At 74.0% G+C, this 15521-nt stretch carries 9 protein-coding genes; 3 read left to right on the top strand and 6 right to left on the bottom strand.

Annotated features, from left to right (window positions below):
- The 4 genes from ACQPZK_RS15910 to ACQPZK_RS15925 all read right to left on the bottom strand — a co-directional run bounded on the left by ACQPZK_RS15910 (position 1) and on the right by ACQPZK_RS15925 (position 6751).
- On the bottom strand, positions 1-2097 hold the full coding sequence (locus tag ACQPZK_RS15910) for an amino acid transporter (RefSeq protein ID WP_433539032.1): 2097 nt from the start codon (positions 2095-2097) through the stop codon (positions 1-3).
- An 87-nt stretch (positions 2098-2184) separates the two neighbouring features.
- The gene (locus tag ACQPZK_RS15915) at positions 2185-2586 is read right to left on the bottom strand and encodes a hypothetical protein (RefSeq protein WP_433539033.1); all 402 of its coding nucleotides are present in this window, start codon (positions 2584-2586) and stop codon (positions 2185-2187) included.
- 363 nt (positions 2587-2949) lie between these two features.
- On the bottom strand, positions 2950-3720 hold the full coding sequence (locus tag ACQPZK_RS15920; RefSeq protein WP_433539034.1) for a DUF5995 family protein: 771 nt from the start codon (positions 3718-3720) through the stop codon (positions 2950-2952).
- Positions 3721-3856: 136 nt separating this feature from the next.
- Entirely contained in the window at positions 3857-6751 is a 2895-nt protein-coding gene (locus tag ACQPZK_RS15925) for a helix-turn-helix transcriptional regulator (RefSeq protein ID WP_433539035.1), read from the bottom strand.
- A 193-nt stretch (positions 6752-6944) separates the two neighbouring features.
- On the opposite strand from ACQPZK_RS15925, the gene ACQPZK_RS15930 reads away from it, so the two are divergent.
- The 3 genes from ACQPZK_RS15930 to ACQPZK_RS15940 all read left to right on the top strand — a co-directional run bounded on the left by ACQPZK_RS15930 (position 6945) and on the right by ACQPZK_RS15940 (position 13106).
- A complete protein-coding gene (locus ACQPZK_RS15930) occupies positions 6945-8990 on the top strand; it encodes an adenylate/guanylate cyclase domain-containing protein (protein WP_433539036.1) in 2046 nt (681 codons plus the stop codon).
- Positions 8991-9048: 58 nt separating this feature from the next.
- The gene (locus tag ACQPZK_RS15935) at positions 9049-12330 is read left to right on the top strand and encodes a BTAD domain-containing putative transcriptional regulator (protein WP_433539037.1); all 3282 of its coding nucleotides are present in this window, start codon (positions 9049-9051) and stop codon (positions 12328-12330) included.
- 83 nt (positions 12331-12413) lie between these two features.
- A complete protein-coding gene (locus ACQPZK_RS15940) occupies positions 12414-13106 on the top strand; it encodes a hemerythrin domain-containing protein (RefSeq protein WP_433539038.1) in 693 nt (230 codons plus the stop codon).
- A gap of 406 nt (positions 13107-13512) precedes the next feature.
- Here ACQPZK_RS15940 and ACQPZK_RS15945 read toward each other — a convergent pair whose 3' ends face one another.
- Both ACQPZK_RS15945 and paaK read right to left on the bottom strand, forming a co-directional pair.
- Positions 13513-14079: a dienelactone hydrolase family protein gene (locus tag ACQPZK_RS15945; protein WP_433539039.1), complete on the bottom strand. Its 567-nt coding sequence runs from the start codon at positions 14077-14079 to the stop codon at positions 13513-13515.
- Positions 14080-14144: 65 nt separating this feature from the next.
- On the bottom strand, positions 14145-15452 hold the full coding sequence (gene paaK / locus ACQPZK_RS15950) for a phenylacetate--CoA ligase PaaK (protein ID WP_433539040.1): 1308 nt from the start codon (positions 15450-15452) through the stop codon (positions 14145-14147).
- Positions 15453-15521: the final 69 nt, after the last annotated feature.

The raw sequence follows: 15521 nt of genomic DNA on the forward strand, positions 1-15521 counted from the left end.
TCACCCGCCGACATGGATGCCGGGGCGGCGCAGCGGGTCCGGCTCGGTACGACGGATGATCTCCCGCACCACCGGCGGGGTGTCCCCCCGGCCGAGGATCAGATAGCGCAGCAGGTGCGCGATGGGGCTGCCCTCGGACCACTCGAAGTGCGCGTGCGGACGTACCCCGGTCGCGTCGCGCAGCGCCAGCAGGATCGCGGCGATCGCGTTCGGCGCGGCCGGACTGCTGGCGCGCAGCACCCGGAATCCGCCCACCTCCACCCCGTGCACGCACAGCACCTGGCTGAACCCCGACGGGTCCACCACGTCGATCTCCAAAAACAGCACGTCGGACGCGCCGGGCACCGGGTTCATGCCCCGCTGCGCCCGTTCCTTGATCGTGTACTCCTTCATCGACCCGCCCTGGCGCTTGTTCGCGATCAGGTGCAACTGCCCGTCGTGGGCCAGCGACTCGCTGATGAACCGTCGCGCCGGCTCGTCGAACTCGATCCGTTCGGCGCGCAGCTCGGTGGTACGGGTGACCCGGGAGATCAGCGACACCGCGATGATGCCGAGGATGAACAGCGCCGAGATGGTGATGCCGTCCGGCTTCTCGACGACGTTCTCCGCCAGGGCGTACACCAGCACCAGCGTCAGCACGGTGAAGCCGATGGCGCCGCCGCGCTGGCGGCTCCGGACCGCCGAGATGGTCACCGCCACCGCGCCGGACACCATCATCGCCAGGATGCCGGTGGCGTACGCGCCGGCCTGGGCGTTGACGTCGGCGCGGAAGGCGACCGTGATGGCGACGCTGACGACGGTGTAGACGATCACCACCGGGCGTACGGCGCGGGCCCACTCCGGGGCCATGCCGTACGAGGGCAGGTAACGAGGCACGATGTTGATCAGCCCGGCCATCGCCGACGCGCCCGCGAACCAGAGGATGAGCACGCTGCTCAGGTCGTACACGGTGCCGAACGCCTCACCGAGGTAGGTGTGCGCCAGATACGCCAGCGCCCGCCCGTTCGCCGCCCCGCCCGGGCGGAACTCGGCGGCCGGGACGAGCGCGGTGGTCACGAACGTCGTCGAGATGAGGTACACCGACATGATCAGCGCGGCGGTGGTGAGCAGCCGCCGGGTGTTCCGGATCCGGGCGGCGAGGCGGGCCTGCCGGTCCGGCCCGTCGGCCGCCACCAGGGGCATCATGCTGACTCCGGTCTCGAAGCCGGACAGCCCCAGCACCAGCAGCGGAAAGGCCAGCACTGCGGTGAGCAGCACGTCGGCGGGTCCGCCGCCGCCGGCCGTCAACGCCGCCGTCCAGTTCGACACGATGGCGGGATCGCCGACGATCCGGGTCACCGCGACCACCACGATCACCGCGTTGAGCACGAGGAACACGGCCACCAACGGGATGGCGACCACCACGGCCTCCCGGAAGCCGAGCAGGAACACCCCGCCGAGGACGAGCAGCAGCGCCACGGTGACCAGCACCGGCACCGCCGGGCCGTGCAGGGCGTCCGGGAGGTACGGGTTCTCCAGCAGGTGCACGGTGGCGTCCGCCGAGGAGAGGGTGATGGTGATGATCCACGAGGTGGCCACGAACCCGAGCAGCACGAGCACGAAGATCTTGCCCCGCCAGAACGGCAGCAGTCGTTCCAGCATCGCCACCGAACCCTGCCCGTGCGGGCTCTCCTGGGCGACCCGCCGGTACATGGGCAACATCCCGAACAGGGTCAGCGCGACGATCAGCAGGGTCGCCAGCGGTGACAGCGCCCCGGCGGCCACCGCCGCGATGCCCGGCAGGTACGACAGGGTGGAGAAGTAGTCCACCCCGGTCAGGCACATCACCTGCCACCAGGCGTGCCTGCGGTTCTGTCCCTCGCTCGTCTCCGGGCCCGGCGGCTGCACCCGGTGCTCGAAGAGCCACCGCCGCAGCGGGCTGGCCGGCGGCGTCGAGCGGACCGGGCTGTCCACCCGCTCCGGCACGACGACACCATGTCGACCGCCCGGGTGCGGTCGGGCCGGGTCGCGGGCCGCGCGCAGGGCCGGGTCCGGCCCGGTCGGCGTGTGGCGTCGTCCGCCCCAGCGTCGCGGTCTCGCCCGGTGCTCGTCAGCCATCGCCCGTCCCACCCTCGCAGGTCCTGCTCCGACCGTAGGTGCCAGGCCACGGCACGAGCGGCCGAACTGGCCAGGTAGATCGCCTGCTCAGGGCCGGTCCGGTCCGGCGAGGAGCCGAGCGAGGGCCGGCGGGTCGGCGACGGTGACCGTGGCCGCCGGGTGTCGGAGCCAGCCACCGGGCGCCAGGGCCGGCACCGGGACGCCGAAGCGCACGCAGACTCCGCCGGCCGTGCTGCTGCCGAAACTCACACCGCGGTCGGCCAGCGACACGTGCGGGCCGATCACCCGCCACCACCGGTACGGGCCGCCGACCTCGACGCCGCGCACGTTGTCCCGACCGGTACGCAGCCGCCACGGCCCGTACCGGATCAGGAGGTCCCGCTCGGTGACGGCCACCCACGCCGTCGCCGGCCGGACCCCCACCAGCGCCAGTGCCGCACGGAACGCCACGTCGAACCGGAACGGAAAACGTGTCGGGGCGTCGGTCATCGGGCGCCCGGCCGGGCGGCGGGCCGGGAGACCGGGCCGCCCGGGCGCAGAGGGCCGGGCCGCGCCGGACGAGGTCGGGCGGCGGGACGACGCCGAGCCAGGACGGTCATGGCGCGGGCGTACCCCGAACGGGCCGCCCGACACCCGTGGATGTTCCGCGCCCGCCGCTCCCCCGTCGCCGGCCGACACCCCCCGGGCCGGCCGACGACGGCAGACGGTCGACACCCCCCGGAGCCGACCGGCTGACTCCCCGCCGCCCGCCGGTGGCACCGGCCGGCTGTGCGGGAAGGTGGAGCGGGCGGGCGGTTGCGCCCCCGCGCTCCGCCGCCCCCACGGGCGGAGCGCGGGGACCCCCCGTCCCGGCTACTGCAGGAACGCCCCGAGGGGCGAGAGCAGCAACCGTCCGAGCGCAGCGGCGTTGTCGTCCAGCCGCAGACGCTCACACTCTCGGGCGTCCGGATCGTGCCGGCATCGCCAGATCTTCTGCGCGTTGCGCCAGGCGACATCCCGGGTGTACTCGACCAGTTCCCCCTGGTACCAGTCGTCGATGTCGCCGTTGAGCATGTCGATGAGCAGCTGCCACCGCTCCAGGTAGCCCCGGCGCAGACCGGGGATCTTGTCGGCGAAGATGTTGTTGATCTCGAGGTAGTCGTGGTGCTGGTCGGTGCCGTCCACCGGCTCCGACTCCAGGTGGTCGAACGTGGTCACCAACGCGAACGGCAGGTCGAAGTTGATGTGCGCGTTCACACCGGCCGCCGCCGACGGCAACGGGCGGGCGTCGGGCCCGCGCATCCGCTCGAACAGACACGACCAGGCCTTGGGCGTGCCCGGGCTGGAGTCGGTCCAGAGCCGCAGGGCGTCGAAGTAGCGGGCCGCGAACTCGACGTCCAGCCGGGAGAGGAAGACCGGGTCGACGAAGCGGTCGTCGTACAGGCCGTCCAGCACGCTGCTGGTGATCGTCAGGTAGAGCCTGTTGAAGTCGGCGAGCGGGCAGCTCGCCTCCAACGGAGGCAACCGCACCAGCATGTCCTGGAGCTTCGTGAGATGGTCGACCACCGCCGGCACGTCCGCCGGGTGATCGGCGAGCAGGTCGACGATGTCCCGGTGCACGGGTCCCCAGACCGGTTCGGTCATCTCTCCTCCATGATGGTCGTTGCGCCTCCGCGACGCCGTCGACGGGGCACAGCCTCTCAGCCGGCAACCGCCGCCGGGATCAGTAGAACGACGTATCCCCGGCGCACACACGCGCCGGGGATACGTAGTGGTGTGGTCAGCCGCGCGCGTTGCGCAGGTGGATCGCGCTGGCCTGCACGCGGGTGCGGACCTGCAGTTTGTCGAAGATGTGCGACACGTGCACGCCGATGGTCCGCTCGCTGATGAACAGCCGCTGCCCGATCTCCCGGTTGGTCAGTCCCTCGGCGACCAGCGCGAGCACCTCCCGCTCCCGCGCGGTGAGAGTCGCCAACTCGTCGTCGGCCGGCTCGACCGATCCGGAGGCGCCGTCGGGGCTGTCCCGCTCGGCAAGGGACACCCGGGCCCGCCCGGCCAACTCCCGGATCTCCGAGGTCAACGGCACCGCGCCCAACCCCTGCGCCACCCGGTACGCCTCCCGGAGCAACTTGCCCGCGGTGGCCACCCGGCTACGTCGGGCCAGCAGAGCCTCGGCCTGGCGCAGCCGCGAGTACGCCGCCGGGTAGGGGTGGTTGCGCCGGTCCCACTCGGCGACCGAGGCGGCCCACAGCTCCGGGTCGCTGCCGTCGAGGCGGCTCACCTCGGCGGCGCACAGCGCCAGGAAGCCGTCCACCACCGACCGCACCGGCCGGGCCGCGGAGGCGCTCTTGCGCGCCACCCGCTCGGCCACGTCCCGCAATCGGCGTACCGCCGTCGGATCCACCTCGACGGTACGGCTGGCGTGCGCCTCCGCCTCGGCGCGCAATCCGTGCCAGACCAGGGCGGACAGGATCGTCACGTCGTCCGAGCGGCTCTCGGTGAGGCCACGTTGCACGGCCTGGCGCGCCACGTCGTGCCGGCCCTCCCACATCGACAGCCCGGCTCTCAGCGTCAGCAGCGGGATGACGTGCCGGGCGCCACCGCCGGCCAGCACCGTCGCCACCGCGTCGAGATCCCGGGCGGCGGCGGCGATGTCGCCGTAGCCCACCGACAACCGGCACCGGGCCAGCAGCAGCTCGACGGCGTCCGCTCCGGACGGTCGGTGCCGCAGCGCGGCCGCCACCACCTTCTCCGCCTCGGCCCACTGTCCCACCCGGAACAGCCCGTTGGTGGCGATGGCCAACAGGCGCGTCTCATAGGTACGCCCGAGGCCCAGCTCGGCCACCCGCTCGGCGCCCCGGCGGGCCACCACCACGCCCTCCTCGAGGATGTTCAGCGGCCCGGTCAACAGCTCCGCCAGGTGCAGGTAGGCGCAGGCCACGTCCTCCGGCTGGCCGGAGCGCTCGGCGGTCTCCAGTGCCTGCCGCACGACGGCCAGCCCGGCGTCCGGGTCCTCCAGGTACGCGTCGCTGAAGCCGAGCGCCGAACTGGCGAGCACCACCTCCGTGGTGGACCCCTCCACCTCGGCGGCCAACGCCAGCGCCTCCCGGGCGCGCCGACCCGCGTCGGCGTACCGGCCCAGGTGCAGCAGCAGTTCGGCGAGCCGCGCGGCGGCGGTCGCCCGGTCCCGTGGCGAGCAGTCCGCCGCGTCCAGGGCCCGCTCGTACTCCTTCTCGGCGAGGGCGGAGCGGCCCGCGGCGGCCAGGTATCGCGCCCGGCGGATGTGCAGCGCGCAGCTCGGCGCGCCACCCTGCACCGCGGCCAGCTCCTCCAGCAGCACCAGGGCGCGGGCGTGCTCCCCGCAGTGGTGGGCGGCCTCGGCCGCGTTGCCGAGCAGCTCGACCCGGTCCACCTCCGGCGAGCCGGAGTCGCCGGCCAACTGCAACGCGGCCGTCCAGTGGCGGTGCGCCTCGGCGTAACCGTGCAGCCGCTCGGCCTCCTGGGCAGCGCCCACCGCGGCGGGCAACGCCCGGGCCGGCTCGCCGGCCAGCCGCCAGTGATGCGCCAACCGGGCCTGGTGCAGCTCGCCCGGCGCCGCGGTGAGCGCCTCGGCGTAGCGGCGGTGCAGCCCGGAGCGTTCGGCGGGCAGCAGCTCGTGCGCCAGCACCTCGGCGACGAGTCGGTGCCGCAGCCGGTAGCCGTCGTCGGCGCTAACCAGCAAGCGGTGCGCGACCGCGGCCCGCGCGGCCTCGATCAACTCGCCATCGGGCAGGCTCAGCACCTCGGCCAGCAGCCAGTGCTGCACGGGCTCGACACCGGCCGCCACGGCGTGCACCACGGCGTGCGCGTGCTGCGGCAGCGCGTCGACCCGGTCGAGGAAGATCTCGCGCAGCGTCTCGGACAGCCCGTCCCGCCCGTCCCGCAGGTCGCGGGCCAACTCCTCGATGACGAACGGGTTGCCGCCGCTGCGCTGCCAGACCTGGTCAGCCGCCTCGACGGGAAGTGGCCGGCCCACCACCGCGGCGGCCAGCTGCTCGGTGCCGGCACGGTCCAGCGGGGACAGATCGAGCACCCGTACGGTCCGTAGCCGGCGCAGCTCGGTCAGCACGCGGCGCAGCGGGTGCGCGCCCTGCAAGGATTCGGCGCGTACCGCGGCCAGCACCGAGAGTTGCAGGTCACCCAGACCGGCCAGCAGGTACAGCAGGAGCTGCCGGGTGCTGCGGTCGACCCACTGCAGGTCGTCGAGGATCAGCACCAGCGGTCGTCCCTCGGCGATCAGGTGCAGGCCCCGGGAGACGCGTTCCAGCAGGGTACCCGCGCCGTCCGGGCCGCCGGTCTCGTCGGCGAACACCTGCAACAGCCCTCGGACGGCCGAGGAGGTGCGTGCCTGCGCGGCGGTCAGGTCGGCGTCGAAGCGCCGCAGCGCCTGGAGCAACGGGTGCAGCGGCGAGGCGTCGCCGATGTCCAGGCAACTGCCGGTCAACACCAGCGCGCCCGCCTCGCGCAGCCGGACGCCGACCTCGCCGAGGATCCGGGTCTTGCCCACACCGCTCTCGCCGTTGAGGAAGACGGCGGCCGTCTGTCCCTGTGCCACGTCACCGAGCAGCGCCGACCGAACCGTCTGTACCAGCTCGGCCCGGCCCACGAGCGGTGCGGTGTCCACATCGCTGGCCATGGAACGCAGCCTAATCACACGCCCGCCGACCCTTCTACTGCCATCTGCCGCTTGTGGTACTCCTCGCGTCGACATTGCGACTAAAGGTTGCGGGTGGCCGACATACGTCGTTCTGCCGATCCCCAGTCAGCCCAGGGATGCCAGTCTCCGAGGATCGTCAGCCCATCACCGGGGAAGGTCGGGTGCGTCACCCATGAACACCATCGTCGCCGACAGACAGCGGACCGACCGCCCACACTGGCCGGTGCCCGAGGAACGACGGACGGTCAGCGTCCTCTTCGCCGACATCGTCGGTTCGACCGCGCTCGTCGACCAGCTCGACCCGGAGGACGTCCGCGCGTTGCAACGGGCCTACTTCGACCGGGTCGCCGGTGTGCTGCGCCGCTGGCACGGCGTGGTGGAGAAGTACGTCGGCGACGCGGTGATGGCGCTGTTCGGGGCACGGCACTCCGACGGCTTCGACGCGTACCGCGCGGTGCGGGCAGGCCTGGAGATCCAGGCCGCGCTGGACCGCCGTCCGATCCTCGGCGACATCACCCTGCGGGTTCGTGTCGGCATCGCCACCGGCGAGGTGGTGGTCGACCTGGGCGACGCGGTCAGCGGCGGCCACGGCGTGGCCAGCGGCGCGGTGATCACCACCGCGGCCCGCCTACAGGCGTACGCGGCACCCGGCGGCGTCGCGTTGTGCGCGGCCACCGCGCGGGCCACCGCCGGCCTCATCGCCCAGCGTCAGCTCGCGCCGATGCCGGTGGCCGGCCGGTTGACGCCGATGCCCGTGTGGCACGCCACCGGTCCCGCCCAGTCCAGCGCCGAACGGCACGACGGCCCCCTCATCGGGCGTCGCCGCGAACTGGCCGGCATCGGCGAACAGGTGAGCGGGGCACTGCGGGCGCGCGAACCGCGCTGGATCTCCCTCGTCGGCCCGAGCGGCAGCGGCCGCAGCAGGTTGCTGCACGAGCTGAGTCGGACGCTGCACACGGTGGACGGGGTGCCGGTTCGCTGGTGCGTGGTGGGTTGCCCGCCGTACCCCGATCAGGTGCTCGCGCCGGTCGCCGAGCTGGTCCGCGTTTTGGCCGGCATCCGCCCCGGCGACGGCCCGGCGGCGGTACGCGAACGCCTGGCGGACGCCCTGACGCCGCTGTACCCGCCCGAGCGCGTCGCGGAGGCGGTGTCGGCGCTGCACCGGCTGCTGACCAGCCCGGACGCCTCGACCGAGGCGCTGGCCGCCGCGGCGATCTGCCGCGACGTCCTCCTGCGGCTGGCCGCCCGTCGGCCGCTGGTCGTGGCCGTGGACGATGTGGACCGAGCCGCGCCGGCCGTGAGTCGTTTCCTGCACGACCTGTTCACCGCGGCCACGGTGCGGGGCGTGCCACTGGCCGTGCTCACCGTGCACCAGCCGCAGTGGGCCGACACCCGGCCGGGCCCGGCCCGACGGGTACCGGTCCGACCGTTGGCGGCCGTTCAGTCCGGCCGCCTCCTGCGCCAGTTGCTGACCCGCGTCGGGCAGCCGGTGGCCCTGGTCGGCCGGCTGCTGCCGCTGACCGGTGGCCGGCCCGGGCACGCCGCCGCATACGTCGCCTCGGTCGCGGCGGGCGCGGACCCGGCGACGCTGCCCGAGACCGTACGTCGCAGCGCCGCAGCCGAGCTGGACCGGCTCGGCGGTGACGGCCGGGCGGTGCTGATGGCCGCCGGCACCCTCCGGGGCGTGCTCTCCGGCCCGGCCCTGGACCGGGCGCTCGGCTGGACGCCGGGACGGTCCGCTCCCCTGCTGCGCGCCCTCGTCTCCGCCGGACTGCTGCGCGACGACCGCGCCCACGGGTACGCGTTCGTCGCGCCGGCGCTGCGTCAGGTCGCCGCCGAGCGTCTTCCCCACGCCCTGCGCGCCGTGCTCACCCGGCGGGCCGCGGCGAGTCCGGCATCCGACACCGTCGGTGGCCTCGCGCCGCTGCCGCCCGCCGGCCAGCCGCGGCGCGTGCCCACCCCGGCGGGGCCCACGCCCGAGCGCGCGCGGATTCTCCGACCGCTGCGCGCGGCCCCGGAGGCGCCGACGCCTCCGGTCGACCGCGCGCCGGTCCGCCGCCGACTGCGCGCGGTCCCGGCGGACGACGGTCCGCCGGCTCGGACGAGCGCGCGCACGCCCGGCGGCCACACCCGGACGGCGATCCGCGCGAGCGGCGCCCGGGCCGGATTCCGATTACCGGTGACGCCTCCGCCGGTCGATCTGGCCGCCTCGGCCTGACGGTGACGACCCGGGCCCAGGGTGCGGTGGGATCGACTTGACTAGGATTGCCGCAGTCATGCTGCTACGGGTGCTCGGGCCGCTCGAGGTCGAGGTCGACACCGGCGGACCGACCGACCTCGGCGGCCCCCGTCAACGCGCCGTGCTCGCGCTGCTGCTGGCAGCCCGCGGCGAGGTCGTCTCCGTCGGCCGGATGATCGAGTTGCTGTGGCGGGGGGACGCGCCACCACGCGCGATCGTCTCGCTCCAGGCGTACGTCTCGCACCTGCGCCGTGTGGTGGAGCCGACCCGCGAACGCCGCGCGCCGGCGCGGGTCCTGGTCACCGCGCCACCCGGGTACGCCCTGCGCCTGCCGGCCGACGCTGTCGACGCCGGCCGGTTCGAGTCGCTGCTGGCCGAGGCCCGCGTGGTCAGCTCCACCGACCCGGAGCGCGCGCGTCGGCTGGTCCGCGCCGGGCTCGATCTGTGGCGCGGGCCCGCGTACGCCGAATTCGTCGGCGAGCCGTGGGCGCAGCCGGAGGTGATGCGGCTGGAGGAGCTGCGACTGGTCGCCCGGGAGCTGCTCGTCGACGTGACCATGCGCGGCGGTGACCCCGCCGAGGCGGTGCCGGAGGCGGAGCTGCTGACCCGCCAGGCGCCGCTGCGGGAGGAGGCGTGGCGGCTGTTGGCCCTGGCGTTGTGGCGTACCGGCCGTCAGGGGGACGCGCTCGCCGCGCTGCGGCGGGCCCGGGCGACCCTGGCGGACCAGCTCGGCCTGGATCCCGGCCCGGCGCTGGTCGAGGTCGAGTCCGCGATCCTGGGCCAACGCCTGGACCTGCTCCCGCCGGTCGCCGCGACGACGCCCGTCGACGCCGAGCCGCCGGAGGAGATGTTCGTCGGCCGGGAGGCCGAGCTGGCGGCCCTCGGCCGGGCAGCCATCGAGGCGCGGACACGGGGTCAGCGCGTCGCGCTGGTCAGCGGTGAGGCCGGCGCGGGCAAGACGCGTCTGCTCAGCCGGTTCGTCGAGGACCTGACCGCCACCGGATGGCTGGTCGCTCTCGGCCGCTGCCCCGAGGTCGAGGGCGCCCCACCGGCCTGGGCGTGGGTCGAAGCGCTCCGGCACCTCGCGCTCCACGCGCCGCCCGGCGGTCTCGCCCCGGCCCTCGCACCGCTGCTCGACGAGCGTGACGGGGACATCGGCGGGGACGTCACCGCCGGCCGGTTCCGCCTGCACCGCGCCGTCGCCGCCTGGTTGGACGCCGCGGCCGCCGACCGACCGGTCGCCGTCGTGCTCGACGACCTGCACGCCGCGGACGCCGAGACGCTGCTGCTGTTGACCAGCGTCACCGGGACGACGGCGGGCGCGGTGCTGTTCGTCGCGGCGTTGCGGCCCGCCGACAACGCCGAACGGCTCGCCGACGCCATGGCCGTCCTGGCCCGCCGGTCTCCCCACCGGATCGCGCTGGGCGGACTGGCGACGCCCGAGGTCGAACGGCTGCTCGGCGCGCTGGCCCGGACCACCGTCGATCCGGACACTGTCGCCGCGCTGGCCGAACGCACCGGCGGCAACCCCTTCTACGTCCGCGAGTCGGCCCGGTTGCTCGCGGCCGAGGGCACCCTCGTCGCCACCTCCGACGTGCCCGAGGGGGTACGCGACGTGCTGCGCCGGCGACTCGCCCACCTGCCGTCGGCGGCGGTGTCGGTGCTGCGCCTCATCGCGACCGTGGGGCGGGAGGCGGAGGTACGGACACTCGTCGACGCCTCCGGCACCGATGAAGGCACCGTCCTGGGCGGGCTGGAAGCCGGGCTGAGCGCCGGTCTGCTCACCGAGCCGGCGCCGGGACGGGTCCGCTTCGTCCACGGTCTGGTCCACGACACCATCTACCGCGACCTGCCGCAGCTCCGTCGCACCCGCCTGCACGCCCGTATCGCCGCCGTCACCCGCCGGCTGGACCCGGACGACTACCCGGCCCTGGCGTACCACTACTCGCGCGCCGCGTCGACGGCCACCGCGCCCCTCGCCGTCGAGTACGCCGTCCGCGCCGCCGAGCTGGCCGAACGTCGGTACGCGTACGACACCGCCATCGAACTGCTCGGCAACGCCGTCGACGCCGCCGCGTCGGTGCCCGGGGATCGGGACGCGCTCCGCGTCGACCTGCTGGGCCGGCTGCTGCGCGCCCAGGCCCGGGCCGGCGCGGTGGCCGCCGCCCAGCAGACGCGGACGCGGGCCGTCGACATCGCCATCGCGGCCGGCCGCGACGAGCTGCTCGTCGCGGCCTTCACCGCGTGGACCGTGCCGAGCCCCTGGCTGCGACACGAGTACGGGGCCGTGGACCACACCGCCGTCGAGCTGCTCACGCGTCTGTTGCGCACCAACCACCTGGACCCGGTCATCCGGTGCCGGCTGCTCGACGCGCTCGCCACCGAGCTGGACGGTGAGGCGGACCCGCGGGGCGTGGCGGCCGGCCGGGAGGCCGTGACGATCGCCCGGCGGCTGGACGATCCCGAACTGCGTGCTCTCGCGCTGGCCGCCCGGGCCCGCACCATGAACTACGAGTTGGAGGCGTCGCAACGCCTGGAGCTGGCCGGGGAGCTGCGGGACCTCGCCGACGAGCACGGCCTGGTGACCTGGCGGTGGGTCGCCGAGCAGGTGGTCGGTCACTGCGCCGCCGCGCTCAACGATCCGCAGCGGTTACGTGCCAGCGTCGCCCGGCAGGGGCAGTTGGCCGAGACGTACCAGCTCAAGGAGGCACAGGTGCTGCACCTGTGCTCGCTGGCGGTGCTCGCCCACGTCGCCGGGGACTTCGTGGCCGCGCGACGGCACTACGACGAGGTCGCCGAGCAGATGCGTCGGCAGGGATCGCTGCACGCCGAGGCCTTCCACTACCTCGCCGTGGCGACCCTGCTGATGAGCCAGGGCCGGTTCGGCGAGCACGTCGAGGCGACCCGCCGGATGCGACCGGTGCTGGGGCCGATCGTGGACGACCTGCTGGCGTTGGCGTTGATCGAGAGCGGTCGGGTGGACGAGGCCCGGGCCATGCCGATCGGCCGGCACACCTACCGGCCCGACTACTTTGAGTCGTCCCTGCTGAGCGTACGGGCGATGGTCATCGTGGCCCTGGGTCGGCGGGACCTGGCGCAACCGGTGATCGACGCGCTGCTTCCGTTCCGTGATCAACTGGCCGGGCTCTGCACCACCGCGGCCGTGGTACGACCGGTCGCGCTGACGCTCGGGGAGCTGTTCCGCCTGACCGGTCGTACCGATGAAGCGGCGGAACACTTCCGGCTGGCGGCGACCTTGGCGCGCCGGTGGGAGTCGCCGCACTGGCTGGCCCAGGCGACGGCAGCGCTCACCGACTGAATCCTGCCGGGTTCCAAGTGGGTTCCAAGTGGCGGCGCGAATGATCGTCGTGTTCGACCCACCGAATCCTTGGAAAGGGCACCGTGAACCAGACCCACCAGGAAGCGATGGCCGACGTCCGCGACATGTACATGGTGCACATCATGTTCCGTCGTGAGCTCGGCCTGCTCCCGCAACTCGTCCGCGGCGTACACCCCGGCGACGCGAAGCGCGCGGACGTCGTCGGCGCGCACGCCGCGCTCCTGTGCCGGCAGCTGCACCTGCACCACGAGGGTGAGGACCTCTTCCTGTGGCCCCTGCTCGCCGAACGTGGTGGCGCGGAGGCGGCCGCCGTCGTCCCCGCGATGCAGACCCAGCACCACGCCATCGAGCAGGCCTACGAGGCGGTCGTCGCCCTGCTCCCCGGATGGCGTCGGACCGGACACGACGGCGCGGCGGTGGCCGACGCCGTGGAGCAACTTCGTGCCGCGGCCGTCGAGCACATGGCCCTGGAGGAGGCCGAGATCCTGCCGCTGGCGCAGCGGTACGTCACCGCGGCCGAATGGGCGAAGCTCGGTGAGCACGGGCTCAACGACACCCCGAAGAAGGACCTGCCGCTGATCTTCGGAATGGGGATGTACGAGGGCGACAAAGCGGTGATCAAGGCCGTGCTCGCGCACGCCCCGCTGCCGGCGCGGCTGCTCATGCCGATCGTCGGGCCCCGCCTCTACCGCTCGTACGCCAAGCGCGTCCACGGCACGGCCACGCCCCCACGCATCGGCGCGAACGCCAGCTGAACACTCGGCTCGTGCTGAGATCTTGGACAGTTACCGTCATCTGCGGACGGCAACTGTCCAAGATCTCGTCAGATCGGCCGCGCCGACGAGGGGGTGGCGCGGTCGACGCACGCCGACCGCCGCCGGCGAATTGGGGGCGCCGGCGACGAACGCCGCCGCGCGGGGTGGCACGGCGACCAGGACGCCACGGACGCCCGGAGTGAGGCGGGGCAAGGGCGACGCCCCCGCCGGGGAAGGCCGTGGGGCAAGGACGCCACCGCGCCCGGGGGTGAGGCCGGGGCGAAGACGACGCCGCATGGGGACCGGGGCGACGCCCCGCCCGGAGTGGCAAGGGGCAGGGGCGCAGGCCAAGCCGAGGTGGCACGGATGCGGCGAGGGTGACGCCTGACCGCACGCAGATGGGCGGTCAGGCGTCGGCGAGGAAGGCCAGCACCCGGGGCCAGGCCGCCGTGGCGGCGTCCGGGGAGTACTCGGCCAGGGCCGGGTCGGTGAACAGGTGGCCCACGCCGGGGTAGCGGAACACCGTCAGGTCGGCGCCGGCGGCGGTCATCGTCCGCTGCCACTCGTCGACCTCGTCCGGCGCGTCGTACGGGTCCGGGTCGGCGACGTGCAACTGCACCGGCAACCCGGGCCGGACCACGTCCGGCGCGCCGCCGGTGCCGTGCAGCAGGAGCAGGCCGGCGGCGTCGGGGCGTTCGGCGAGCAGCGCCCCGGCCACCCCCGCGCCCATGGAGAAGCCGGCGAGGACCGTCTGCGGCGGCAGGTCGCGCAGCGCCGCGCGGGCCCGGTCGAGCACCACCTCGTGGCCGATCTTGTCGAGCAGCGCGAAGCCCTCCTCGACGGTGTCGGCGGCGGGGACGCCGTACAGGTCAGGGGTCGTGACCTGGTGCCCGGCGGCGCGCAACCGGTCGGCGGCGGCGCGGACGGCGGGCCGCAACCCGTACACGGAGTGGAACAGCACGACGTGGCGCATCCGGTCATCCTGCCGCCACCGGGCCACGGACCGGTGGGGACACGCGGGGGTGGGCGCCGACCAGCTCAGCCGGCTCGGCGCTGGTCGACGATGCGCCGCATCTTGCCCATCGACCGCTCCACCTGGTCCGGGGCGAGCACGTCCACGGTCACGCTCACCCCGATCGTGTTCTTCACCAGCTCCACCAGCGCGACGCCCGCCCGCTCGGCGGCGTCGGCGGCCACGTCGGCGCGCCGCTCGACCCGCACCGTCAGGGTGTCCAGCCGGCCCTGGCGGTCGAGGACGCACTGGAAATGCGGCGACAGCTGGGGAGTCCGCAGGATCAGCTCCTCGATCTGGGTGGGGAAGACGTTCACGCCCCGCACGATCATCATGTCGTCCGTCCGGCCGGTGATCTTCTCGATCCGGCGCATGGGTCGGGCGGTGCCGGGCAGCAGCCGGGTGAGGTCGCGGGTGCGGTAGCGCACGACCGGCATCGCCTGTTTGGTCAGTGAGGTGAGCACCAGCTCGCCCTGCTCGCCGTCGGGGAGCACCGCGCCGCTGACCGGGTCGATGATCTCCGGGTAGAAGTGGTCCTCCCAGAGGTGCAGCCCGTCCTTGGTCTCGACGCACTCGGTCGCCACGCCGGGGCCCATCACCTCGGAGAGTCCGTAGATGTCCAACGCGTGGATGTCGAGGTGCTGCTCCATCTCACGGCGCATGTCCTCGGTCCACGGCTCCGCGCCGAAGATCCCGACGCGCAGCGAGGTGGCGCGGGGGTCGACGCCCTGACGTCGCATCTCGTCGACGATGGCGAGCATGTAGCTGGGCGTCACCATGATGATCTCGGGCTCGAAGTCGCGGATCAGCATGACCTGCCGCTCGGTCATGCCGCCGGAGACCGGGATGACCGTGCACCCCAACTCCTCGGCGCCGTAGTGGGCGCCGAGACCGCCGGTGAAGAGCCCGTAGCCGTACGCGACGTGCACGCGGTCGCCGGGGCGTCCCCCGGAGGCGCGGATGGACCGGGCCATCAACCGGGCCCAGGTGCGCAGGTCGTCCCGGGTGTAGCCGACGACGGTGGGTCGGCCGGTGGTGCCGGAGGAGGCGTGCAGGCGGGCGACCTGCTCGCGGGGTACGGCGAACATGCCGAACGGGTAGTTGTCGCGCAGCTCCGCCTTGCCGGTGAACGGAAATCGGGCCAGGTCGGCGAGGTCGCGGCAGTCGTCCGGGTGCGCGCCGACGGCGTCGAAGGCGCGGCGGTAGTGCGGCACGTTGTCGTACGCGTGCCGCAACGACCAGCGCAGTCGCTCCCGTTGCAGGGCGCGCAGCTCGTCGACGTCGGCGCGCTCGATCGGCTCCAGCTCCTCCGGTGACGGGGTGCGGTCCTGCATCGCGTGTCTCCTCGGTGCGGCGGTCCCGGTGGGGCTGCCGGTACCGTACGCCCGCCGCCCTCAGGCTGA

It is taken from the genome of Micromonospora sp. CA-249363 (assembly GCF_050950185.1).
Classification (GTDB): Bacteria; Actinomycetota; Actinomycetes; order Mycobacteriales; family Micromonosporaceae; genus Micromonospora.

Bases quoted from the DNA above. Each gene is read 5' to 3' on its own strand.
- ACQPZK_RS15935 (WP_433539037.1), top strand. From the start codon at position 9,049: ATGCTGCTACGGGTGCTCGGGCCGCTCGAGGTCGAGGTCGACACCGGC.
- paaK (WP_433539040.1), bottom strand. From the start codon at position 15,452: ATGCAGGACCGCACCCCGTCACCGGAGGAGCTGGAGCCGATCGAGCGC.
- ACQPZK_RS15925 (WP_433539035.1), bottom strand. From the start codon at position 6,751: ATGGCCAGCGATGTGGACACCGCACCGCTCGTGGGCCGGGCCGAGCTG.
- ACQPZK_RS15915 (WP_433539033.1), bottom strand. From the start codon at position 2,586: ATGACCGACGCCCCGACACGTTTTCCGTTCCGGTTCGACGTGGCGTTC.
- ACQPZK_RS15920 (WP_433539034.1), bottom strand. From the start codon at position 3,720: ATGACCGAACCGGTCTGGGGACCCGTGCACCGGGACATCGTCGACCTG.
- ACQPZK_RS15910 (WP_433539032.1), bottom strand. From the start codon at position 2,097: ATGGCTGACGAGCACCGGGCGAGACCGCGACGCTGGGGCGGACGACGC.
- ACQPZK_RS15930 (WP_433539036.1), top strand. From the start codon at position 6,945: ATGAACACCATCGTCGCCGACAGACAGCGGACCGACCGCCCACACTGG.
- ACQPZK_RS15945 (WP_433539039.1), bottom strand. From the start codon at position 14,079: ATGCGCCACGTCGTGCTGTTCCACTCCGTGTACGGGTTGCGGCCCGCC.